Genomic DNA, 23853 nt, shown 5'->3' on the forward strand with positions numbered 1-23853 from the left:
GTGGGATGTGCGGCCTAGCCGCGTGACCGGTCGGCGTGGAACGTCCGGCCCTCTCCGCGTGGATGCTTGGCGTGGAACGTCCGGCGCCTAACCGCGTGACCGGTCGGCGTGGATGTCCCGGTGCCGGGAGCGAACGCCCAGTATGGACGTCTGGTGTCTTGAGTGACCGCTCGGCATTCCAGCTTCGGCGGCGCGGTGGGGCTGGGCCTGCGATCAGCCGAGGGCGTTCAGGCCGTCGCGGCCGAGCGCTGCCCGGATCTGGCCGAGCCACTCCGTGCCCAGCCGGCGCCCGTCGGGGAACTGGTCGGCTCTGTCCCAGCGCCACGCCGTGATCATCGCCAGCACGAGGATCCGGCACTCGCGCAGCAAGCGCTGGTCGACCCCCGGATAGTGCTCGCCCGCCTCGTCGGGCGCATGGGCGAGGTCGAACTCGACAGGCCCACGGCAGCACGTCTCCAGGTCGATGAACAGCGGCCCGTCCTTCGTGGCGAGCACGTTGCCCGGGTGCGGCTCGCCGTGCAGCAGCTGCTCGGCGGCGCCGCGCTCGCAGACGGCCCGCCTCAGGTTCCGCAGCGTGTCGTCGAGGAGCCGCCGGTCCGCGTCCGCGAGTTCCGGCGTGCGGTCGCGGCTCGCCACGAGCTGTTGGGCATCTTCGATCCGATCCGTGAAGTGCGGCGTCGGGACATCGAGCGTGCGCATGCCGGCATGCAGCCGCCCGAGCGCGCCGGCGAAGGCGACCGGTGAGAGCTCATCCTGCGCCACCGGCTCGTAATAGGTCCACAGCGTGACCACGAAGCCGTCACGCTCATGGACCCGTGGCTCCACCCGCGGATCGGGAACGGCCACAGGGCTCCCGGCTCCGGCGAGCCGCCGCGCCAGATCGAGCTCGAACTCCGCCACCTGATACGCCACAGGCGCCACCCGGGCCAGGACGTCACACGGCAGCAGGCGCAGGGTGAGCTTGTTCGAGTCGTGAAGGACGATCGCGTCGTCGGCTGTCAGGCCGAGCGATGCGGCGGTCGACATGGCCACGGCCATCGCGCGTGAGGCCTCTGACGCCTGCATGGTCCCCTGCCTCCTCGCTCGCGCGCCGCCGCACCCTCCAGGCGGCGCCGCCCCGGCGCCTGAATGGCCCCGGCACCCGACCGGTCCCGGCGCCATACCGACCTCGGCACCCTACCAAGGGGGTCACTGGGTCTAGCGGGGGTAGAGCCGGAACGTCACGGACGGGCGGCCGCCGAAGCGTGGCGCCTCCTGGTGGGCGAAGCCCTCGATGAGCTCGCGGGCGTACGTCTCGGGGTCCTTGGTCGTCAGGGCCTCGATGTACGCCCGGTGCTCCAGCAGGGACCGCACCCCGCGCTCCAGGGTGGCGGTGACGTCCACGGCGTGGGTGGGGGAGTCGCTGCCCGAGACGGCGACCCAGCGGACGCCGTTCCAGGGCTCGGCCTCCGTATCAGGAAATATCCATCGATTTCCGGCGTCTCCGGCGGCGTCCAGGACGGCCCGGCCGACGGCCCGGTGGTCGGGGGTGTTCCAGTACGTCCCTCCCCACGTGTCGTCCGGGTTCAAGGTGATCAGCAGCTCGGGCCGGTGCCTGCGGATGGCGGCGGCGAGGTCCTTCCGCAGCGCCGGGCCGTACTCGATCACTCCGTCGAGGTGGTCGAGGAACTCCACGCGCGTCACCCCGACGACGGCCGCGCTGGCCCGCTCCTCCCGCTCGCGCACCGCCGCGGACTCGGCCGGCGCGAGCGTGTCGATGCCCGCCTCGCCCCGGGTGACGAGGAGGTACGTGACCTCGCGGCCCTCGTCGGTCCAGGCCGCCACGGCGGAGGCGCAGCCGTACTCGAGATCGTCGGGGTGGGCGACGATGGCCAGCGCGCGCTGCCAGTCGCCGGGCATGGGGGCGAGTTGATCCGTCATGTCCCCCACCATAGGGCCGCTCCTGGACCGTGCCGCGAGAGCCCCGGCTCCGGTGGTCCTATGCTGCTAGATATGCACGATCAGGCAGGGGCAGGGGCCCCCGACAACTTCGGACGTCTGTGGACCCCGCATCGCATGGCGTACATCAAGGGCGAGAACAAGCCGACGGGCACGGGCCCCGAGGACGGCTGCCCGTTCGACGCGATCCCCAAGATGAGTGACGAGGACGGCCTGATCGTCGCCAGGGGCGAGACGGTCTACGCCGTGCTCAACCTCTACCCCTACAACTCGGGCCACCTGATGGTGGTCCCCTACCGGCACGTGTCCGACTACGACGAGCTGGTGGCGGCCGAGCTGGTCGAGCTGGGGGAGTTCACGCAGAAGTCGCTGCGCGCGCTGCGCAAGGCCAGCGGGGCGCAGGGCTTCAACGTCGGCATGAACCTCGGTGACGTCGCCGGCGCGGGCATCGCCGCCCACCTGCACCAGCACGTGGTGCCCCGGTGGGGCGGCGACACGAACTTCATGCCGGTCGTGGCGCAGACCAAGGTGCTGCCGCAGCTGCTGCGCGACACCCGCCGGCTCATCGCCGAGGCGTGGGACTGACCGGCGTCACTTGGTCGTGGCGGCCGTTAAGTCGGCCACCGGGCCGACGACCGGCTCCCGGTCGCGTTCGCGGTCGCGCGGCAGCGCGCCGATGCCGGTGGCCAGCAGCAGCGGCACGGCCAGCGCCAGCGCCATGGACAGCACGGCCGCGCCCGAGTCGTTGACCAGCATGCCCACCACGCCGCTGACCAGCGTGCCGATCAGCCCGGCGCGCAGCGCGGGGGAGTGCTCGAAGGCGGCCGGCACCACGCCGGCCGACGCCTGGTCGGGCCGCAGGATCGCGTACACGAGGAACGCGGCGGCGGCGATCACGATCGGCATGAGGTTGGGGCTGAGCAGCGTGGACAGCATGGCCTGCAGCTTGCGCAGGATGATGTCGAACGCCTCCCCGCTCAGCACCTGCCCCACGAACCTGCCCAGGTGCGTCTGCTCGCTGGCCGGCCTCAGGTAGTTGAGCCAGGCGAACGTCATCACGATCACCCCGCCGGCCACCAGGAACGCGCCCAGCTTCACCAGCGAGACCCGCTTGCCCGCCAGGATCAGCGCGGTCACCGCGATGCCGGGCACGAACGCGATCACGCCGCCGAAGTCGCTGCCCATCCCCGACCCGCCGAGCACCATCGCGAACGCGCCCAGCAGGACGATCGCGGCCAGGCCCACCTTGCCGGGCCAGCGGTGCGCGATGGCCGTGGTGGCGAGCAGCGTGCCGGTGGCCAGCAGCGCGAACGGGATGTTGCCCAGGCCGTAGTAGCGGGCGCCGACGTCCGCGCTGTAGCCCATCACGCTGTTGAGCTGCAATGTCGTGCCGGTCAGCAGGTCGCCGGCGAGCGTCAGCGCGGTGAGCCCGGCCACCACCGCCAGCGGCCCGAGCGGGCGGCGCCGCCACGGCCCGGCGAACGCCACCCCCGTGATCACCGCCGCCCAGCCGAGCACCCCGGCGACCAGCTGCGGCAGGCTCGACCAGGGCAGCAGGTTGACCAGATAGCTGGAGACCGGCAGGGCGGCCAGCGCGACGGCGGCGAGGCGGACCGGGGACAGGCCCTTGCGGCGGCGCAGCAGCAGGAACGCGACCAGGTAGAACAGCACCTGGAGCACCGCCACGGCCGTGAAGTAGATGCCCTTGACCGAGCGGATGGCCTGCGCGGTGGCGTCGGCGCGCTGGAGCCGCTCGAAGGTGGCGCCGGCGCTTCCCACCCGCAGCGGCACGCCCACCACGGTGCTCGGCACCGGCACGCCCAGCTTGGCCAGCACGGTGGCGGTCAGGTCGGGCAGGATGGAGATGTCCTCGCGCTGGGTGGAGGCCGCGCCCAGCAGGTGGCCCTGCGCGCCGGGCTCGCGCATCGCGGCCACCCGCAGGTGGGGCACCGAGCCGTGGTCGGACAGCCCGGCCAGCAGCACCGTCGTGCCCTGCGGCAGCACCGACAGCAGCGCGCCCGCCTTGGCGTCGGCCATCCGCAGCGCGTCGCGGCGCTCGGCGGGGCCGAGCCGGTCGGGCACCCTGGGCAGCGAGCCGTCGGCCAGGTAGGGGAGCACGAGGTCGTCCACGTCCATGGCGATCACGCGGCACTGTTCGAGGTCGGCGGTCCTGACCTGGAGCGGCGAGGAGTGGTAGCGCGGGACCGCGCCCTGCCGGTCGGCCAGCGCCAGCGCGGCGCCGGGGCCGATCGCGATCGAGCACTGCCCGGCCGCCTTGAGCGACTCGCCGAGGGTGCCGGCGCCTCGTTGCCGGGCGACGTCCGTGAGGTAGCCGTAGCCGGGGATGACCGCGCCCGCGCCGCGCTGCTCGGGCAGGGGAGGAGCGCCGCAGCGGTAGCCGACCGCGGACCTGGTGCCCGCCGAGACGGTCAGCCAGCCGTCGTAGGGGCAGGTCACGCTGCCCACGGCGCGTACGGACAGCGAGCCGATCGCGCTCGACCTGGCCAGCTCCCACAGGTTGGGGGCGTCGGCCTGGGTGATGTCGTTCCAGTGCAGGCCGGGCACGCCGATGAGCGCGACCCGGCTCGCGGGCTCCTGCCCCGAGGCCCGCGCCTGGGCAGGCCCCGCGAACAGCCCCTGACCGATCAGCGCCTGACCGATCAGCACGGCCAGGACGACCAGCGCGCGCCTCACCCGATGACCTCCCGCTCGAAGGGTTCCGTGGCGCGGCCGAGCAAGGTCATGGTCCGGCGCCACCAGACCCGCCTACCCTCTCACGGCGCGCGTGTATCACGTGCGCGCTTCGGACCGTGTGGCGGGGTGCCCGTGCGTCCGGCGGAGGTCACCGGGTCAGACGGCCTCCACCTTCACCTTGACCGCCTTGCTCTCGTGCTCCAGCCGGTCGAGCGCCGTGATCAGGTAGGTGCCCTCCGACCTGGCCGTGAACGACGGGCTGGTCACGACGGCCACCAGGTTGCGGGCGTCCGTGCGGTAGCAGTCCTTGCCCGACTTCGGCACCTCGTACACCGCGTACGCCCGCGCCCCCCGCGAGGGCGTCCACGAGATCCGCGAGCCGGCGGCCTCGGCCCCGGACGGCGGTGGCGGCGCGGTGCCGCCGCGCTCCTCCATCAGCGGCAGCAGGGCGGGACGTCCGTAGTGGTCCTTGACCACGCGGTCCACCGACCCGAGCGGGTTGGCCAGCAGGTTCTTGGCGCTGAAGTAGACCTCGCCGTCCACCTGCTTGTGCTCGCGGTTGACCCGGACCTCGGCGGCCAGCTCGCCGGGCTTGCGCCAGGTGCGGTCGTCCTTGGCGCCCACCCGGTAGAGGCCCTGGCCGATGTAGAGCTGCACGTCGGTGCCCTTGACCTCGTCGGACCACCAGGACACCAGCGTGTTGTAGTCGGCCAGCTTGTGGCCGCGCGGCCAGTAGAGCTGGGGCAGCACGTAGTCGACGGTGCCCGCCTTGATCCAGGCGCGCGTGTCCGCGTAGATCGAGTCGTACGCGGACATGCCCGCGGTGTCGGAACCGGAAGGGTCGTTCGACTTGTTGCGCCAGATCCCGAACGGGCTGATGCCGAACTTGACGTAGTCCTTGGTGGCGTGGACGGCCTTGTCGACCTCGGCCACGAGCGTGTTGACGTTGGCGCGCCGCCAGGCGGCGAGCTTCTTGCCGTGGCCGTACTTGGCGAACGCCGCCGAGTCGTCGAACTTCTGGCCCGCCACCGGGTACGGGTAGAAGTAGTCGTCGAAGTGGACGCCGTCGATGTCGTAGCGGGACACCACGTCGGTGATGACCTTGGTCACGTGATGGCGCACGGCGGGCAGCCCGGGGTTGTAGTAGAGCCGGCCGCCGTATTTGACCACCCAGTCGGGGTGCTTGCGCGCCGGGTGGCCGGCGGGCAGCTTGGCGGTGCTGTCGCCGTAGGAGGCGCGGTACGGGTTGAACCAGGCGTGGAACTCCATGCCCCGCTTGTGCGCCTCGTCGACGAGGAACGGCAGCGGGTCCCAGCCGGGGTCCTTGCCCGCCTTGCCCGTCAGATACTGCGTCCACGGCTCCAGCGACGACTTGTACAGCGCGTCGGAGGCGGGGCGCACCTGGACGAAGACCGCGTTGAGGTTGCGCTTGGCGGCCGCGTCGAGGATCTTCACGTACTCGGCCCGCTGCCGGGCGGGCGACAGCCCCGGCTTGGAGGGCCAGTCGATGTTCTGCGTCGTGGCGATCCACACGCCGCGCAGCTCGCGCTTGGGATGGCGGGCGTCGGCCTTGCACGCGGCGGCGGCCGCATCGTCAGCGGCGGTGAGGGCGGTCCGCTTCTCGCTCTCCGCGGGGCTCTGCCCGGCGCCGGGACCGAGGACGTAGGCGGTGGCGGTGGTGACGACCGCGAGGGCCGCGGCGGCCAGAAGTGGGCGTCCAGTTCGCATAATGCCACCCAGTGTGGCAGGTGGCCCGGCATGCTCGGGACAGAAAACGGAATGGACTCGTGATGCTCTTGTGATGAAAGAGCATGGGCGGGCCGGGAGGGGCAACGCCCTCCCGGCTCCCTTCGCGCCCTCACTCGGCGGGCGCGGCCACCTTGCTCGCCAGGTTCGGCGGGAGCGGCTCGTACCGCAGGAAGGTCCGCTGGAACGTCCCGGTGCCGTGCGACATGGACCGCAGGTCGATGGCGTACCGCGTGATCTCCAGCTCGGGCACCTCCGCCTTGACCAGCGTGCGGCCCGTGCCGACGGGCTCGGTGCCGAGCACGCGCCCGCGCCGCGACGACAGGTCGGACATCACCGATCCCACGTAGTCGTCGGCCACCAGCACCGACAGCTCGTCGACCGGCTCCAGCAGCAGCGTCGGCACCTTGGCCGCCGCCTCCTTCAGCGCGAGCTGCCCGGCGATCTGGAAGGCCATGTCGGAGGAGTCGACGGAGTGGGCCTTGCCGTCGTACAGCGTGACGCGCACGTCCACCATCGGGTAGCCGGCCACCACGCCGCGCTCCATCTGGGTCCGCACGCCCTTCTCCACCGACGGGATGAACTGCCGCGGCACCACGCCACCGACGATCTTGTCCACGAACTCGAACCCGGCGCCCGACGGCAGCGGCTCGACCTCCAGATGGCAGATCGCGTACTGGCCGTGGCCGCCGGTCTGCTTGACGTTGCGGCCCATCGCCTGGCATTTGCCGCCGAACGTCTCGCGCAGCGGCACCCGCAGGTCGATCCGCTCCACCTCGACGCCGTAGCGCTTGGCCAGGCGGTCGAGCAGCACGTCGGTGTGGGCCTCGCCCATGCACCACAGCACGAGCTGCTTGGTCTCGGCGTTGTTCTCCAGGCGCAGCGTCGGGTCCTCGGCCACCAGCCTGCCGAGGGCCTGCGACAGCTTGTCCTCGTCGGCCTTCGACTTGGCCCTGATCGCCACGGGCAGCAGCGGGTCGGGCATCGCCCAGGCGGTCATCAGCAGCGGATGGTCGGCGTCGGACAGCGTGTCGCCGGTCTCGGCCCGCGACAGCTTGGCCACCGCCACGATGTCGCCCGCGACGCCCTTGGCGGCCGGGCGCTGCTGCTTGCCCAGCGGGCCGGTCAGCGTGCCGATGCGCTCGTCGACGTCATGGTCCTCGTGCCCGCGCTCGGCCAGGCCGTGGCCGGACACGTGCACGGTCATGTCGGGCCGCAGCGTGCCGGAGAAGACGCGGACGAGGCTGATGCGGCCGACGTACGGGTCGCTGGTGGTCTTGACCACCTCGGCCACGAGCGGGCCGTCCGGGTCGCACTTGATGTACTTGACCGGCTTGCCCGACAGATCGGTGATCTCCGGCATGGGGTGTTCGAGGGGCGAAGGGAAGCCCTGGGTCACGATCTCCAGCAGCTCTTCCGCGCCGACGCCGAGCCCGCTGCACAGCACCGGGTAGAAGCTGCCGCGCGCGACGGCCTTCTCCAGGTCGGCCACGAGCACCTTGGTGTCGATGGGCTCGCCCTCGAGGTAGCGCTCCATGAGCGACTCGTCCTCGCTCTCCTGGATGATGCCCTCGATCAGCTCGCCGCGCCGCTCCTCGATCAGCTCCGCGTAGCCGGCGCCCGGCTCGTTCTCCGTGCGCGTGCCCGTGGCGTAGTTGTAGAACCGCTGCGACAGCAGCCCGAGCAGGCCGTTCACGTGGCCGTTGGTGATGACGGGGAGGTAGAGGGGCGCGACGCCGTCGCCGAAGACGGCCTGGCAGGTCGTGAGCACCTCGTCGAAGTCGGCCCGCTGGTGGTCGATCTTGGTGATCACCACCGCCCGCGGCATGCCGACCTGGGCGCACTCCTCCCACAGCATCTGGGTGAGCCCGTCGATCCCCTCGGCGGCCGACACCACGAACAGCGCGGCGTCCGCCGCGCGCAGTCCCGCGCGCAGGTCGCCCACGAAGTCGGCGTAGCCGGGCGTGTCGACCAGGTTGACCTTGACACCGTTGTGCACCAGTGGCGCGACGGCGAGGTTCACCGAGCGCTGCTGGCGCACCTCGACCTCGTCGAAGTCGCTGACCGTGTTGCCGTCCTCGACCCGTCCTGGACGCTGGATCGTGCCCGTCGCGGCCAGCAGCTGCTCGACGAGGGTCGTCTTACCCGCTCCTGAGTGGCCGACCAGCACGACATTGCGTATCGCATCCGCCCTGTCGGCCGCGGGTGCCCTGCCCGCGGCTCCCGCGGCGCCGCCCGTGTTCCGTTCTGCCACATCGACCTCCCTGATGTTGGCCTCTGCGTTCCGAGGCTCCTTCGGTCGCTACGGGGCCGTTACCCTCCGTCGTCTTCCCTCCTCGCAGGTCGATACGCTCCTGTTGCAGGCACGACGCTCCGACCGCACCCGCGCGGAAGGTGGCAGAAACCGCATGGACGCGGTGTGTTCACCAAATACCCCTGTGGCGGATATCACAAGGGGGGTGGGGCAAAGAAAGTTGTCAGGCGTTTCATGGCCTACGATCGGACGGCGATGCTCAAACTCCTGCGCCCGGCCATGACCCGGATACTCACCCCGCTGGGCAGGGCACTCGCCGGCCGCGGGATCGGCCCGAACGCCGTCACGGCGATCGGCACCCTCGGCACGGTGGTCTCCGCCCTGCTCCTCTTCCCCTTGGGACACCTGACCTGGGGCGCTCTGGCGATCACCGTGTTCGTGCTGTTCGACCTGCTCGACGGCGTGGTGGCCAGGCTCGGTGGCAAGGGCGGCTCGACCTGGGGGGCGTTCCTCGACTCGACGCTCGACCGGGTGGCCGACGCGGCCATCTTCGCCGGGCTGATCTTCTACTTCATCTCCGTGGACGACACGCTGATGGCCGCGGTGACGACGGTCTGCCTGACCGCGGGCGCCGTGGTGTCCTACGCCAAGGCCAGGGCCGAGGGGCTCGGGCTGACGGCCGACGTCGGGCTGGCCGAGCGGCCGGAGCGGCTGGTCGTGGCGCTGGTCGCGGCGTTCTTCGCGGGGCTCGGCGTCCCGTACGTGCTGGCCGTGGGGATGTGGCTGCTGGCGGCGGCCAGCGTGATCACCGTGGTGCAGCGGGTGGTGGAGGTCTACCGGCAGACGAGGGAGAGATGACGGACAACACCTCTTTCGGCGACCGCGTCGTGGCCGCGGGCTTCGCGGCGGGCTGGAAGCTCGTGCCGCTGCTGCCCGAGCGCCCGACGGCGGCGGTCTTCCGCTTCCTGGCCGACCGGGTCTGGAGCAGGCGGGGCAGGTCCGTGCGCCGGCTGGAGTCCAACCTGGCCAGGGTGACCGGGCTCGACGCGGGCAGCGCCGAGGTGCGCGAGCTGAGCAGGGCCGGCATGCGCTCGTACTTCCGCTACTTCCACGAGATCTTCCGGCTGCCGTCGATGAGCGCCGGCGAGATCGTGCGCCGCACCCACGTCATCGGGGCCGAGCACATCCACGACACCGTGGCGGCCGGCAGGGGCGTGGTGCTGGCGCTGCCGCACATGGGCAACTGGGACGAGGCGGGCGCGTGGCTGGTGGCCGTGGGCCACCCGTTCACGACCGTGGCCGAGCGGCTCAAGCCGGAGTCGCTGTTCCGCCGGTACGTCGCCTTCCGCGAGGGGCTCGGCATGGAGGTGCTGCCGCTCACCGGCGGCGACGGCCACAACTTCGGCACGCTGGCCACCCGCGTGCGCAAGGGCGGCGTGGTGTGCCTGCCCGCCGAGCGCGACCTGACCAAGAGCGGCGTCGAGGTGAGCTTCTTCGGCGCCGCCACCAAGGTGCCGGCGGGGCCGCCGCTGCTGGCCGTGCAGACCGGGGCCGCGCTGCTGCCGGCCACCGTCTACAACGTGGGCCGCGACTGGGGCATCCACATCCACGCGGAGCTGCCGGTCCCCGCCGAGGGCACCCGGCAGGAGAAGGTCGCGGCCCTGGCGCAGGGGCTGGCCGACGTCTTCGAGAAGGGCATCTCCGAGCATCCGGAGGACTGGCACATGTTGCAGCGCCTGTGGCTGGAAGACCTCTCGCGATGAGGATCGGCATCGTCTGCCCCTACTCCTGGGACATGCCGGGCGGCGTCAAGCAGCACATCGACGACCTGGCCCAGGCCTTATTGGCGCAGGGGCACGACGTGTCGGTGATCGCGCCGGCGGCCGACGACGACGACCTTCCCCCCTACGTGACCGGCGCGGGCCGGGCGGTGCCGGTGCCGTACAACGGGTCGGTGGCCAGGATGTCGTTCGGCTTCCTGTCGGCCGCGCGGGTGCGGCGGTGGGTGCGCACGGGCGAGTTCGACGTGCTGCACATCCATGAGCCGCTGATCCCGAGCCTCGGGGTGCTGGCCTGCTGGGCGGCCAAGGGGCCGATCGTGGCCACGTTCCACGCCTCGTTCACCCGCTCGCGGGCCATCGCGGTGGCCGAGCCGCTGCTGCGCAGCGCGCTGGAGAAGCTGATGGGCCGCATCGCGGTCTCCGACGCGGCCCGCAAGAGCCTGGTCGAGCAGTTCGGCGGCGACGCCGTGCTGATCCCCAACGGCGTGACCGTCTCCCGCTACACCGAGGCCGAGCCGCTCGACGGCTGGGGGCCCGACGGCGCCACGATCGGCTTCCTCGGGCGGATGGACGAGGAGCGCAAGGGCCTGCCCATCCTGCTCGACGCGTTCGCGGTGCTGGCGGCCGAGCGGCCGGACGTGAAGCTGCTCATCGCCGGCCCCGGCGACGCCAAGGACGTCTACGAGCGGGTGCCCAAGCGCTTCCACGAGCGGGTGCACGTGCTGGGCATGGTGAGCGAGGCCGACAAGATCCGCGCGTACCACTCGGTGGACGTGTTCTGCGCCCCCAACACCCGCGGCGAGAGCTTCGGCATCGTGCTGGCCGAGGCCATGGCCTCCGGGGCGACGGTGCTGGCCAGCGACATCCCGGCCTTCCGCAGGGTGCTCGGTGACGGGCAGGCGGGCGCGCTGTTCGCCAACGGCGACGCGGCCTCGCTGGCGCGCGAGGCCGCCGCGCTGCTCGACGCGCCGGAGCGGCGGGCCAAGCTGGCCGCCGAGGCCCTGGTGGCGGTGCGCAAGTACGACTGGTCGACGGTGGCGCGCGACGTCGTACGCGTCTACGAGACGGTCACCGCCGTCGGCGCGGGGCGCGTGGAGGAGGACCTGTGACCCCCACCATGATCATGCTGATCGCGGGCATCGTCGTGGTGCTCACGGCCGTCTACATCTCCTGGCGCGCGGGCCGGCTCGACCGCCTGCACATCCGGCTGGAGCTGGCCCAGGAGTCGCTGGACGCCGCGCTGATGCGGCGCAGGGCCGTGGTGCTGGAGCTGGCCGGATCGCGCCTGCTCGACCCGGCCACCTCGCTGGTGCTGGCCGCCGCGGCGCACGAGGCCAGGACGGCCGGGCCCGAGGAGCGCGAGCACGCCGAGAGCGACCTGTCGCGGGCCCTGCGCGCGGCCGTGGACCAGGAGCGCTTCAGGGAGAAGCTGTCGGAGTCGCCCGGCGGGCGCGAGCTGCTGGAGGAGCTCGACACCGCGGTGACGAAGGTCGTCTACTCCCGCCGCTTCCTCAACAACGCCGTGGCGGTCACGCGTACGGCGCAGCGGCGCTGGCTCGCCAGGACGCTTCGCCTGGCAGGGCACACCGAATACCCCCGATTCTTCGAGATCGATGACAATCCGCCCGCGACTATGGCAACCGAATGACCTGATTTGGGGAAGCCAGTAAGCTTCATCCCGTTTTCTGGGCTGAAGCGAGGAGAGTTACGTGCGGCTACCCCGGATGATCACGGTCACACTGGCGGGCGCGGCCGTGCTGCTGCCCGTGGCCGCCTGCTCCTCGGAGGAGCCCGCCCCTGGTCAGGCGCCAGAAGCGGCCACGGTGGCGCCGAGCGAGGAGCCCACCGAGGAGGTCAACGCGCACCCGTTCACTGGCGAGCCGTACGACAAGCTGAAGCCGGTGCTCGCGGTGAAGATCGAGAACACCGCGGCGGGCAAGCCGCAGCTCGGCCTGAAGAGCGCGGACATCGTCTACATCGAGCAGGTCGAGGCCGGCCTGACCCGGCTCATGGCGATCTTCTCCTCCAAGGTGCCCGCCAAGGTGGGCCCGGTCCGCAGCGCGCGCATCTCCGACCTGCACCTCACGCCGCAGTTCGGCAAGCCCGCGTTCGCTTACTCGGGCGTGCAGACCAAGATGCTGCCGTTCGTGGCCGAGGCGTCGCTGTACGACGTGGGCGACACCCGCAACCCCGGCGCGTACTTCCGCCAGCCGGGCCGCTTCGCCCCCTACAACCTGTTCGCCACCACCAAGAAGCTCTTCTCCGCCGCGCCCAAGGCGAGCAAGGCCAAGGACATCGGCTTCACCTTCGGCGACGCGCCCGCCGAGGGCGGCGTGGACAAGAAGTCGTACACCGTCAAGTGGCCCGCGGCGCGCTTCACCTTCGCCTGGTCGGAGGGCAAGAAGCAGTGGCTGATCTGGCAGGACGGCAAGAAGGACATGGCGGCGGAGGGCGGCCAGCTGGGCGCGCCCACGATCGTCGTCCAGTACACCAAGACCGAGCGCTCGGAGTTCCACGACAAGAACCAGAGCTACACGCCGCTCGTGCACACCGTCGGCAAGGGCTCGGCCATCGTGCTGCGCGACGGCAAGGCGTACAAGGCGAAGTGGGAGCGGGAATCAGAGGAGACCGGCACGACGTTCACCACCATGAGCGGCGAGCCGATGAACTTCGCGCCCGGCCAGGTCTGGGTGGCGCTCGCCAGCCGCAAGCCCGTCATCCCCTAGGTGCCGATCTGTCCATGGACGGCGGCGAATCCTGACATCCTGGCATGTCAGGGAGCGGTCCTCCAGGACCTACCATGGGGTTGATAACTTACCGACCAGCCGCTAGAGCCGTGAGGAAGACCGTGTCCACCAGCACGCCTGAAAGCACCCCCGTCACCGGAACCGCCCGTGTCAAGCGCGGCATGGCCGAGATGCTCAAAGGCGGCGTCATCATGGACGTCGTCACCCCGGAGCAGGCCAAGATCGCTGAGGACGCCGGCGCGGTCGCCGTGATGGCCCTCGAGCGCGTGCCCGCCGACATCCGCGCGCAGGGCGGCGTGTCCAGGATGAGCGACCCCGACATGATCGACGGCATCATCGGCGCCGTGTCGATCCCCGTGATGGCCAAGGCCCGCATCGGCCACTTCGTCGAGGCCAAGGTGCTGCAGGCGCTCGGCGTCGACTATGTCGACGAGTCGGAGGTGCTGACCCCCGCCGACTACGCCAACCACATCGACAAGTGGCAGTTCACGGTGCCGTTCGTGTGCGGGGCCACCAACCTGGGCGAGGCCATGCGCCGCATCACCGAGGGCGCGGCCATGATCCGCTCCAAGGGCGAGGCCGGCACCGGCGACGTCTCCAACGCCGTCACCCACATGCGGACGATCCGCGCCGAGATCAAGCGGCTCACCTCGCTGCCCGAGGACGAGCTCTATGTCGCGGCCAAGGAGCTGCAGGCGCCGTACGAGCTGGTCGCCGAGGTCGCCAAGACCGGCAAGCTGCCCGTCGTGCTGTTCACCGCGGGCGGCATCGCCACCCCGGCCGACGCCGCGATGATGATGCAGCTCGGCGCCGAGGGCGTGTTCGTGGGCTCGGGCATCTTCAAGTCGGGCGACCCGGCCAAGCGCGCCGCGGCCATCGTCAAGGCCACCACCTTCTACGACGACCCCGACGTCATCGCCAAGGTCTCGCGCGGCCTGGGCGAGGCCATGGTCGGCATCAACGTCGACGACATCCCCCAGCCCCACCGCCTGGCCGAGCGCGGCTGGTAGCCCGGCGCGTCGGTGCGGGCCTCCCGGCCCGCCGGTGTGACATGATCACGCCTGGCAGTCGGGGGTGCGGCACAGAGTGACGGCGGAAATCGCCGGAAAAGGCGGCATCCACGAAGGATGTCGCCTTTTCCGTGTCGTTTGGGGTTAACCGCTTGGTCATGATCGTCAGTAAGGCTTCCTGTGATCCCCTGCCCCTCGACCGTCACAGGAGCACCACCATGTCCTACCCGAACCGCCGCCACTTCCTGGTCACGGGGTTAGCGGCGGGCGCCGCCGTGACCCTGTCCGCCACCCTGCCCGCCACCGCCGCGCGCGCCACCTCCTCCGGCGAGCTCACCACCGACCCGTTCACGCTCGGCGTGGCCTCGGGAGACCCCGACCACGAGGGCTTCGTGCTGTGGACCCGGCTCGCCCAGCAGCCGCTGGCCGAGGACGGGCTCGGCGGCATGCCGCAGCGGCCGTACACCGTGCAGTGGCAGGTCTACGAGGACGAGCGCTGCCGCCACGTCGTCCGCGCCGGCGTCAGCGTGGCCGCCCCCGAGTGGGGCCACAGCGTGCACGTCGAGGTCGACCGGCTGCGCCCCGGCCGCGAGTACTGGTACCGCTTCCGCGTCGGCCGGTACGTCTCGCCCGTCGGGCGCACCCGCACCGCGCCGCACCCCCTCACGTACGGGGGACCGCTCGCCATGGCGTTCGTCTCGTGCGCCCAGTACGAGCACGGCTACTTCACCTCGTACCGCAGGCTCGCCGAGGATCGCCCGGACATCGTCCTGCACCTGGGCGACTACCAGTACGAATACACCAAGGACACCTACACCATCCCCGGCGGCAACATCCGCGACCACGAGGGTCCGGAGACCGAGACCCTGGCGAACTACCGCCAGCGCCACGCCCAGTACAAGGCCGACCCCGACCTGCAGGCCGCGCACGCCGCCGCGCCGTGGCTGGTGGTGTGGGACGACCACGAGCTCGACAACAACTGGGCCGACGAGGTGCCGGAGAAGCCCCAGAACCCCCAGCCGAACTTCCTGGCCAGGCGCGAGGCCGCCTTCCGCGCCTACTACGAGAACATGCCGCTGCGCCGCACCTCCATCCCGCGCGGCATCGACATGCAGCTCTACCGGCGCATCCGGTGGGGGCGGCTGGCCACCTTCCACATGCTCGACACCCGCCAGTACCGCGACGACCAGGGCTGCGGCGACGGCTACCGCGACTGCCCCGCCTCGGTCGACCCGGCGCGCTCCATCACGGGCGCCGAGCAGGAGGCGTGGCTGCTGGACGGCTTCCGGCAGTCGCGGGCGCAGTGGGACATCATCGGGCAGCAGGTGTTCTTCGCCCAGCGCGACAACAACGACGGCCCCGCCAAGATCACCAGCCAGGACGCCTGGGACGGCTACGTGGCCTCCCGCCGGCGCATCACGCAGGGCTGGGTGGACGCCGAGGTGCGCAACGCGGTCGTGCTGACCGGCGACGTGCACGCCCACTGGGCCGGCGACCTCAAGCTCGACTACGACGACCCGACCGGCCCGTCGGTGGGCTCCGAGCTGGTGACCAGCTCCGTCTCGACCACCGGCGACGGCGCCGACTCCGACCCGGCGGCGCACCCGTTCCTGGCGATCAACCCGCACCTGAAGTTCTACAACAACCAGCGCGGCTACGTGCTGACCAGGATCGACAAGGACCTCATGTCGGCGGACTTCAAGGTGGTGCCGCGCGTGCAGGTGCCCGACGCCGAGTCGTACACCAGGGCCACGTTCGTGATGGAGGACCGGGTGCCGGGGGTGCGGCAGACGTACCTGCGGCCGCTCGACCCGGCGCTGCGCAGGGCCAACGAGATGACGGTGGAGGACACCGTGCGCATGGAGACCGAACGCCCGTAGGACGGGCCCTCACCGCCGGCGCGCCGTCCACGGGACGGCGCGCCGACCCGTTTCCGCCACCGGACGGGACGGGGCCGGCCCGTCTCCCGCCGCCGGACGGGACGGGGCGGCGGGCCGTTTCCCGCCACCGGACCGCATGCCCAGGAAGATCCAAGGCCGTCGTGGTGTTGAATGGTCGGAACCCGCAACCGGACGGAAGGATCGGCCGTGCCCACGATCGGTGTACTCGCTCTCCAGGGAGACGTGCGCGAGCATGTGCGCATGCTTCAGGAGGCAGGCGCCTCGGCGACCGCCGTACGCAGGCCCGCCGAGCTGGACGCGGTCGACGGCCTGGTCATCCCCGGTGGGGAGTCGACCACCATGTGGAAGCTCGCCGACACCTTCGACATGCTGCAGCCGCTGCGGATGCGCGTCAAGGAAGGCATGCCCGCCTACGGCTCCTGCGCCGGCATGATCATGCTGGCCGACAGGATCGAGGACGGCATCGCCGGGCAGCAGACCGTCGGCGGCATCGACATGGTGGTCAGGCGCAACGCGTTCGGCCGCCAGGTCGACTCCTTCGAGTCCGATCTGGACTTCGCGGGGCAGCGGGTGCACGCGGTGTTCATCCGCGCTCCCTGGGTCGAGTCGGTCGGCGACGATGTCGAAGTGCTGGGCAGGACCGAAGCTGGGGATAGGATCGTCGCGGTCCGTCAAGGACCGTTGCTCGCGACGTCGTTCCACCCCGAGCTGACCGGGGACGCGCGCGTGCACCGTTACTTCGTAGACATGGTGAGGGAGCTCTAGGTAATGTCCGGCCACTCCAAATGGGCGACGACGAAGCACAAGAAGGCCGCGCTCGACGCCAAGCGGGGCAAGCTGTTCGCGAAGCTCATCAAGAACATCGAGGTGGCGGCACGGACCGGCGGCCCTGACCCCGACGCCAACCCCACCCTCTTCGACGCCATCTTCAAGGCGAAGAAGAACTCCGTGCCCAACGACAACATCGAGCGGGCCCGCAAGCGCGGCGGCGGCCTGGAGGCCGGCGGCGCCGAATACCAGACGATCATGTACGAGGGCTACGCGCCCGGCGGCGTCGCGGTGCTCATCGAGTGCCTCACCGACAACCGCAACCGCGCCGCCTCCGAGGTGCGCGTGGCGCTGACCCGCAACGGCGGCTCCCTGGCCGACCCGGGCTCGGTGTCCTACATGTTCAACCGCAAGGGCGTCGTGATCGTCCCCAAGAACGACCTCGACGAGGACACCGTGCTCATGGCCGTCCTCGACGCCGGCGCCGAGGAGGTCAACGACCTGGGCGAGTCGTTCGAGGTCGTCTCCGAGGCCGGCGACCTGGTGCCGGTGCGCAAGGCGCTGCAGGACGCCGGCATCGACTACGACTCGGCCGAGTCGAGCTTCCTGCCGACGATGAGCGTGCCGCTCGACGAGGAGGGGGCCAAGAAGGTGTTCCGCCTCATCGACGCGCTGGAGGACAGCGACGACGTGCAGAACGTCTTCGCCAACTTCGACGTCTCCGACGACGTGCTGGCGGCCCTGGACTAGCGCCCGGGTCTCCCGCAGGCCGAGGCCGGCTCCTCCACGGGCCGGCGGCCGCACGCGGACCTGCAGGCGGCTTCTCCGCGGATCGGCGGCCGCGTGCGAACCCGTTGGCGGTTCCCTCGCGGATCGGCGGGCGGTGCGCTCGCCCTTCCCGTGTGCGTGGAGCGGCCCGGCGGCGTAGGGTCGGGCGACGTGACTTCCCCCACCCCGGCACCGGCCGTCTTCGCACCCGCACCGGCGGCCCCCGCACCGGCGCTCGGCTGGCTGCTGGCCGCGCCCGCGCTGTTCGGCACCCTGATCTCGCTCCTGCTGCCGACCGTCCAGACGATCTGGCTGAGCCTCCAGAAGGGCGGCGTCCTGCGGGAGAGCACTTTCGTGGGACCGGCCAACTACGGCGCGGTGCTGGGCGACGGCGAGTTCTGGCGGGCGCTGTGGTTCACGGTGTCGCTGATCGTGGGGCCGTTGCTGGTGGCCGTCGTGGTGGCGCCGCTGCTCGCGCTGGCGCTCGACCGGGCGGGCACGTGGCCCCGGCGGGCCGGGCGCGTCGCGCTGTCGCTGGCCGTCGTCACGTTCTCCCCAGTGGGGGTCGCGGCCGCCTGGATGCGCGGGCTCATGCCGGACGCGCCGGGCCTGGCCGGGCTGGTGGAAGGGCTGCGCGAGCCGGAGACGGCCCCTGGAACGCTCCGGCTGATCGTCGCACTCGGGACGTTCGGCGTGGTGTGCGCGCTGGCCGTCATGGCCTTCCTCCCCGCCCTGCGTGCCCCCTCCGCTCCGCACGGCCTCACCCCGTCGCCGCCGGTCGCCCCGCCCGGCGCCGTTCCACCGGGCTCCATGCCGCCAGGCGCCGTTCGGCCCGGCTCCGTAGCGTCCGGTTTCGGGCCGAGGGGTGGCGCTCCTGCCCCAGCATCAGGGGCTTGGCCCGAGCCACGGCGCGCCGGCGGCGCGGCGCCCGGGATGCTCGTGGTGGGGGCGCTCCTGGCCATCACCATGGTCGCCGTCGGCCTCCAGGCGTTCTCCATGGGGCTGGTGCTGACCCGGGGCGGCCCTGAGCGCTCCACAGAGACGCTCGCGGGCCTCTCGTACGACTACGCCTTCAGATTGGCCCAGTTCGGGCCTGGAGCGGCCGTAGCGACCGTCATGGGCCTGATCCTCGGCGTGCTCGGCATCGTCGCGACCGTCATCGCGGTGGCGTCCCGGCTGAGCATCACGCTGGCCCCGCGCGTCCGGCACGCGTCCCCGAGGCGCGGGGAAGGCGCCCGCGGCGGGTCAGGGGCCGCCGGCATGGCGGTCGGGGTGGCGGCGCTCGTGGTGGTCGTGGCCGTCGCCGTGGTGTTCGCCCGGCCGTGGATCGACGGCGTGCTCGCCTCGCCCGACACCGAGGCGGGCGGCCTGCGCGCCCAGGTCAACACGTGGGTGCCCGCGGTGGCCGGAGCGGTCGTCTCCGTCGGCGTCGCCTACCTCGCCGCCCTCGGCATCGGCGGCCTGCGGCCGCTCGGGCGGCGGAGCGAGTGGCTGCTGCTGGCGTTCGCGCCCTGGCTGTTCGTCGGGACCGGCCCGTTGGGCGTCGCCGACTGGCAGACCATGCGCAGCCTGGGCCTCCTCAACACCTTCCTGGCGATCTTCCCGCCGTTCCTCGTCAGCGTCCCGGCGCTGCTGGTGCTCACCCTGCTGTGCAAGGGGCTCGCGGAGCGCTCCGGCAGGGACTTCGTCGGCGGCGTCCTCGTGCCGTCTCTCCCCATGGCGGGCATCCTGGCCGGCGCGGTCGCCCTGGTGAACGGCCAGGAGCTCTTCTGGCCGCTGCTCGTGGCCCAGGACGCGTCGCTGTTCCCGGCGCCGGTCGCGCAGCTGTCCCAGCTGGGCGGCTTCTCCGTCACCGCGCCGGACGTCGGGGCCGCCACGCCGCTGCTCGTCGTCGCCGTCGCGCTGGTCGCCGTGGTGGCCGCCCAGCTGCTCTACCTCGACCGGCTCGTCATCACGGCAAACGGTTCGCGGCCACGTACCCCTGATGCGTAGGTTGTGTGCTCGTGGAAATTCGCGACCTGACCCCTGAAGACCTCGACGACGTCCTCGACCTCCGCAAACGCGCGTTCGGGCCGTTGTCCTCGTCCGACAACGACACCTGGCGCCGGGCGGTGCTCCCGTCGCTCGGTGAGGGCCGCTACCTCGGGGCGTTCGACGGCTCCAGGCTGGCCGCCGCCGCCCGGCTGCGCCGGTTCACGCAGTGGTGGCACGGCAGGCCGCAGCCGATGGCGGGCGTGGCGGGAGTCACCGTCGGCCCCGAGGACCGCGGGCGCGGCGTCGGCACCCGGATCATGCGGGCCGTCGTCGAACGCGCCACCGCACTGGGCGACGCCGTCTCCGCCCTCTATCCGGCCACCACCCCCATCTACCGCTCGCTCGGCTACGAGCACGCCGGCGCTCAGTACAACGTGACGCTCCCCGCCGAGTCACTGCGTGGGATCCGGCCGTCCGGGCCGGTCAAGATCCGCAGGATGGGGCCAGGCGACGCCGCGGAGCTCATCTCCGTGCTCCACCGCGTCCACGCCGCCGCCCGTTCCAGCGGTCCCGTCTCCTGGGACGAGGACACCTGGAGCCTGTGGCTGGAGAACAAGGACGACTTCCTCTACCTCGCCGAGGACGGCTTCGTCGTCTACCGGTGGCGCGGCGGGGACATGCGAGTCGAGAGCCTCGTCGCCGCGTCTCCCGACACCACCAAGGCCCTGTGGTCGCTGGTGGGCAGCGCGTCCTCGATCGCGCGCAACGTCGTCGCCTCCGTGGCGCCGGACGACCCCGTGCTGTGGCTGCTGCGCGAGCGGTCGCACGAGGAGGTGACGCAGGCGCGCTGGATGTTCAGGGTGCTGGACGTGGCCGCCGCGGTCGAGCGTCGCGGCTACCCGGCGCACGCCGCCTGCGACGCCCTGGTCACCGTGGAGGATCCGCTCGCGGGGAGAAGGTCGTGGCGGCTCGAGTTCGCGGGCGGGTCCGGCGCGGCCACGCCCGCGGAGGAGGCCGGGGTCGTGCTCAGCGTGAACGGGTTCTCCGCCCTGTACGCCGGGATTCCCACGGGCACGCTGCGCATGTGCGGGCTCATGTCGGGCGACGAACGGTACGACGAGGCCCTCGACATGGCCTTCGCCGCCAAGCCGTACATGCTGGACGACTTCTGATCTCACCGGCCGATGCCGGGCGCGGTCGGCGCGGCGCGATGCGGTGCGGCCCGGTGCGGCCCGGCCTGACCCCGGTCCGGCGGGGGCCTGGCGACGGGACCGCTCGGGCTCGCGTCGCGGCGGTGTCCGCCGGTCGTGCGGTGCCGTGGGCGATTCGCAGTGCGCCCGAGCCGCCGTCGCGGTAAAGTCTCGTGCCGAACAGATGTTCGGCAAGGCTGGGAGGGGCGGGCCGGTGCGGGTGATGGGCGTCGATCCGGGGCTGACCCGGTGCGGCCTGGGCGCCGTCGAGGGGCGGCCGGGCGCGCCCCTGACGCTGGTGGCCGTCGGGGTGGTGCGCACGGGCGCCGACGAGGAGCTCGGCGCGCGGCTCGTCGGCATCGAGGCGGGCATCGAGCGGTGGCTCGACGACGTGCGGCCCGACGCGGTGGCGGTGGAGCGGGTCTTCAGCCAGCACAACGTCCGCACCGTGATGGGCACCGCGCAGGCCGCCGGGATCGCCGTCCTGTGCGCCGCCCGGCGCGGGCTGCCCGTGGCGCTGCACACCCCGTCCGAGGTCAAAGCGGCCATCACAGGCAGCGGCACCGCCGACAAGAAGCAGATAGGCGCCATGGTCACCCGGCTGCTGCGGCTGAGCGAGATGCCCAGGCCCGCCGACGCCGCCGACGCGCTCGCCCTGGCCATCTGCCACGTCTGGCGAGGCGGAGCCCAGCACCGCCTGGCGGCGGCCCTCGCCCGAGCCACCCGGAAGGACACCCGGCCGTGACCGCCTCCCCGACGCCACCCGCGCCCCGCGGCCGTGCCGCCTGCGGGGGTGGGCGGGCGTCAGGGGTGATGGCGGCTGTGGCCTGTGGTGACAGAGGAGTCGCGGCCGGAGCCGTCTCGGTGGGCAGGGCGGATGCTGCGCCTGGGTTCCGGCGGCGTGTCATGTGTCCCGGAGATGCGCAAGGATGTGAAGCTGTGAGGCCGGGCGTGGGCGCTGTGGCGGCGTGGAAGGATGGTGGGCTGTGATCGCGTCGGTGGCGGGAAAGGTGACGGCGATCGCTCCCGACGGAGCCGTGATCGAGGTCGGCGGCGTCGGCATCCTCACCCACTGCACGCCCGGCACGCTCGCCACCCTGCGGATCGGAGAGGACGCGCGCCTGGCCACGTCGCTGGTGGTGCGCGAGGAGTCACTCACCCTGTACGGCTTCGCCACCGACGACGAGCGGGCCGTGTTCGAGCTACTCCAGACCGCCAGCGGAGTGGGCCCCAAGCTGGCGCTGTCGATGCTCGCCGTGCACACGCCCAACGCGCTGCGCGTCGCCGTGGCCAGTGCCGACCTCAAGGCGCTCACGCAGGTGCCGGGCATCGGGCAGAAGGGGGCGCAGCGGATCGTGCTGGAGCTGAAGGACCGGCTCGGCACCCCCGAGGAGGCGGTCGACGCCGCGCTCAACGGAAAGCGGCGGATGGCGGTGTGGCGCGAGCAGGTCCATTCGGGGCTGGTCGGGCTCGGCTACTCCGGCAAGGACGCCGACGAGGCGGTCGCCGCCGTGGAGCCGCAGGCCGACGCCGATCTCGCGGCCGGTCGCCAGCCGCAGGTCGCCACGCTGCTCAAGGCCGCGCTCCAGTCCCTGAGCGTCCGATGACCCGAGCCGCCGCTTCCCCCGCGTCCCGCCCGTTCACCGCCTCCCGTCGTCCCGGGCCCCGCCTTCCCGTATCCCGCCCGTTCGTGGCGTCCCACGCTCCTGGGGCCCACTCGTTCGCCGAGGCCCGCCGTCCGGGGCCACGCCTTCCCGGGCCATGCCTGTTCGCGGCGTCCCGCCGTCCCATGCCCCGTCGTTTTGAGGCCCGCCCCTTGGCCACGACCTGCAGTCCCGGGGCCCGTCCGTTCGGCGCGTTCCGGCACGTCGAGCCGGCTGTGCCCGAGGCGGAGGGAAGCGTGGTCGTGAGCGTGCCGGGGAGGTGTGAGCGTGGAGTTTGAGCGGGAGCTCGTGTCGCCCGACGCCGGGGGCGACGAGCTGCAGATCGAGGCGGCGCTGCGGCCCAAGCGGCTGGCCGAGTTCATCGGCCAGGGCCGCGTGCGCGAGCAGCTGTCGCTGGTGCTGGAGAGCGCGTCGCGGCGCGGGGTGCCGCCCGACCACGTGCTGATGAGCGGGTCGCCGGGGCTCGGCAAGACCACGCTCGCCATGATCATCGCAGCCGAGCTCAACGCGCCGCTGAGGATCACCTCCGGGCCCGCGCTGGAGAGGGCGGGAGACCTCGCCGCCATCCTGTCGACGCTGGCCGAGGGCGAGGTGCTGTTCATCGACGAGATCCACCGGATGGCCAGGCCCGCCGAGGAGATGCTCTACCTCGCGATGGAGGACTTCCGGGTCGACATCGTCGTCGGCAAGGGGCCGGGTGCCACGGCCATCCCGCTCGACATCGCGCCGTTCACGCTCGTCGGCGCCACCACCCGGGCGGGGCTGCTGCCCGCGCCGCTGCGCGACCGGTTCGGGTTCACCGCGCACATGGACTTCTACGAGGCAGCCGAGCTGGAGCAGGTGCTGCACCGCTCGGCCAGGCTGCTCGGCGTCGCCCTGCCGCAGGACGGGGCGGAGGAAATCGCGCGGCGGTCCAGGGGGACGCCCCGAATCGCGAATCGGCTGCTCAGGCGAGTACGGGATTTTGCGGACGTACGTGCTGATGGGGTAATAAATCGGGAAATCGCGTCTGCGGCGCTCAATCTGTACGAGGTCGACGCCGAAGGGCTCGACCGGCTCGACCGGGCCGTCCTGGGCGTGCTGCTGAAGAAGTTCGGCGGCGGGCCGGTCGGCCTGTCCACGCTCGCCGTGGCCGTGGGGGAGGAGCCGGAGACGGTCGAGGTCGTCGCCGAGCCGTTCCTCGTACGCCAGGGCCTGCTGGCCAGAACCCCGCGCGGCCGGGTCGCCACCGCCGCCGCCTGGAGCCATCTGGGCATGACCCCGCCCCCTGACGCGTTCGGAGCCGCACTTTTCGACTGACTACCAGCCTGATCACAGAACGGTTGCAACAGTTTCAAATTGGGAACTTCCCCGCGCGCCGAAACGCTGCCTCGTTGCCGCGTTTCGCAACAAGCGCCTACACTCCGTGGCTTGGCTGC

At 71.9% G+C, this 23853-nt stretch carries 20 protein-coding genes; 15 read left to right on the forward strand and 5 right to left on the reverse strand.

Going from position 1 to position 23853, the window contains the following annotated elements:
• Nucleotides 1-213: 213 nt before the first annotated feature.
• Nucleotides 214-1065 carry a phosphotransferase enzyme family protein gene (locus tag FH608_RS23275; RefSeq protein WP_139632672.1) on the reverse strand — a complete coding sequence of 284 codons (852 nt, stop codon included), beginning with the start codon at nt 1063-1065 and terminating at the stop codon, nt 214-216.
• 132 nt (nt 1066-1197) lie between these two features.
• Nucleotides 1198-1920 carry a PIG-L deacetylase family protein gene (locus FH608_RS23280; protein WP_193318573.1) on the reverse strand — a complete coding sequence of 241 codons (723 nt, stop codon included), beginning with the start codon at nt 1918-1920 and terminating at the stop codon, nt 1198-1200.
• A gap of 72 nt (nt 1921-1992) precedes the next feature.
• On the opposite strand from FH608_RS23280, the gene FH608_RS23285 reads away from it, so the two are divergent.
• The gene (locus FH608_RS23285; protein WP_226899801.1) at nt 1993-2523 is read left to right on the forward strand and encodes an HIT family protein; all 531 of its coding nucleotides are present in this window, start codon (nt 1993-1995) and stop codon (nt 2521-2523) included.
• 6 nt (nt 2524-2529) lie between these two features.
• On the opposite strand, the gene FH608_RS23290 is transcribed toward FH608_RS23285, so the two are convergent.
• From FH608_RS23290 to FH608_RS23300, 3 genes are all read right to left on the reverse strand, one after another.
• Entirely contained in the window at nt 2530-4632 is a 2103-nt protein-coding gene (locus FH608_RS23290; protein ID WP_193318574.1) for a hypothetical protein, read from the reverse strand.
• Between the two features lie 156 nt (nt 4633-4788).
• On the reverse strand, nt 4789-6360 hold the full coding sequence (locus FH608_RS23295) for a glycoside hydrolase family 10 protein (protein ID WP_139632675.1): 1572 nt from the start codon (nt 6358-6360) through the stop codon (nt 4789-4791).
• Nucleotides 6361-6490: 130 nt separating this feature from the next.
• Nucleotides 6491-8632 (reverse strand): elongation factor G-like protein EF-G2, encoded by a 2142-nt coding sequence (locus FH608_RS23300; protein WP_139632676.1) that lies wholly within the window; start codon nt 8630-8632, stop codon nt 6491-6493.
• 234 nt (nt 8633-8866) lie between these two features.
• Here FH608_RS23300 and pgsA point away from each other — a divergent pair, with 234 nt between their 5' ends.
• The 14 genes from pgsA to ruvB all read left to right on the forward strand — a co-directional run bounded on the left by pgsA (nt 8867) and on the right by ruvB (nt 23734).
• Nucleotides 8867-9490, forward strand: coding sequence for a phosphatidylinositol phosphate synthase (gene pgsA / locus FH608_RS23305; RefSeq protein WP_139632677.1), 624 nt, complete (start codon nt 8867-8869; stop codon nt 9488-9490).
• Nucleotides 9487-10395 (forward strand): phosphatidylinositol mannoside acyltransferase, encoded by a 909-nt coding sequence (locus FH608_RS23310; protein ID WP_139632678.1) that lies wholly within the window; start codon nt 9487-9489, stop codon nt 10393-10395. The genes pgsA and FH608_RS23310 overlap by 4 nt, the downstream gene beginning before the upstream one ends.
• Nucleotides 10392-11522, forward strand: coding sequence for a glycosyltransferase family 4 protein (locus FH608_RS23315; RefSeq protein WP_139632679.1), 1131 nt, complete (start codon nt 10392-10394; stop codon nt 11520-11522). Before FH608_RS23310 ends, FH608_RS23315 begins: the two co-directional genes overlap by 4 nt.
• An 8-nt stretch (nt 11523-11530) precedes the next feature.
• Nucleotides 11531-12061 carry a hypothetical protein gene (locus FH608_RS23320; protein ID WP_394367699.1) on the forward strand — a complete coding sequence of 177 codons (531 nt, stop codon included), beginning with the start codon at nt 11531-11533 and terminating at the stop codon, nt 12059-12061.
• A 61-nt stretch (nt 12062-12122) separates the two neighbouring features.
• Complete coding sequence (locus tag FH608_RS23325) at nt 12123-13139, forward strand: DUF3048 domain-containing protein (RefSeq protein WP_226899802.1); 1017 nt, start codon at nt 12123-12125, stop codon at nt 13137-13139.
• A gap of 182 nt (nt 13140-13321) precedes the next feature.
• Nucleotides 13322-14170, forward strand: coding sequence for a pyridoxal 5'-phosphate synthase lyase subunit PdxS (gene pdxS / locus FH608_RS23330; protein WP_394367700.1), 849 nt, complete (start codon nt 13322-13324; stop codon nt 14168-14170).
• Nucleotides 14171-14388: 218 nt separating this feature from the next.
• Nucleotides 14389-16050: an alkaline phosphatase D family protein gene (locus FH608_RS23335; RefSeq protein ID WP_139632682.1), complete on the forward strand. Its 1662-nt coding sequence runs from the start codon at nt 14389-14391 to the stop codon at nt 16048-16050.
• Nucleotides 16051-16221: 171 nt separating this feature from the next.
• Nucleotides 16222-16836 (forward strand): pyridoxal 5'-phosphate synthase glutaminase subunit PdxT, encoded by a 615-nt coding sequence (gene pdxT, locus FH608_RS23340; protein WP_139632683.1) that lies wholly within the window; start codon nt 16222-16224, stop codon nt 16834-16836.
• Between the two features lie 3 nt (nt 16837-16839).
• Nucleotides 16840-17589: a YebC/PmpR family DNA-binding transcriptional regulator gene (locus FH608_RS23345; protein ID WP_139632684.1), complete on the forward strand. Its 750-nt coding sequence runs from the start codon at nt 16840-16842 to the stop codon at nt 17587-17589.
• Nucleotides 17590-17778: 189 nt separating this feature from the next.
• A complete protein-coding gene (locus FH608_RS23350; RefSeq protein WP_139632685.1) occupies nt 17779-19599 on the forward strand; it encodes a carbohydrate ABC transporter permease in 1821 nt (606 codons plus the stop codon).
• A gap of 11 nt (nt 19600-19610) precedes the next feature.
• Nucleotides 19611-20753 carry a GNAT family N-acetyltransferase gene (locus FH608_RS23355; protein WP_226899804.1) on the forward strand — a complete coding sequence of 381 codons (1143 nt, stop codon included), beginning with the start codon at nt 19611-19613 and terminating at the stop codon, nt 20751-20753.
• A 232-nt stretch (nt 20754-20985) separates the two neighbouring features.
• On the forward strand, nt 20986-21516 hold the full coding sequence (ruvC, locus tag FH608_RS23360) for a crossover junction endodeoxyribonuclease RuvC (protein ID WP_139632794.1): 531 nt from the start codon (nt 20986-20988) through the stop codon (nt 21514-21516).
• Nucleotides 21517-21757: 241 nt separating this feature from the next.
• Nucleotides 21758-22378 carry a Holliday junction branch migration protein RuvA gene (ruvA, locus tag FH608_RS23365; RefSeq protein ID WP_139632686.1) on the forward strand — a complete coding sequence of 207 codons (621 nt, stop codon included), beginning with the start codon at nt 21758-21760 and terminating at the stop codon, nt 22376-22378.
• Between the two features lie 318 nt (nt 22379-22696).
• Nucleotides 22697-23734, forward strand: a complete 1038-nt coding sequence (gene ruvB / locus FH608_RS23370) for a Holliday junction branch migration DNA helicase RuvB (protein WP_394367696.1) — start codon at nt 22697-22699, stop codon at nt 23732-23734.
• The last annotated feature ends 119 nt before the right edge of the window (nt 23735-23853 follow it).

This window comes from Nonomuraea phyllanthi (genome assembly GCF_006334985.2).
GTDB classification, from domain to species: Bacteria; Actinomycetota; Actinomycetes; order Streptosporangiales; family Streptosporangiaceae; genus Nonomuraea; species Nonomuraea phyllanthi.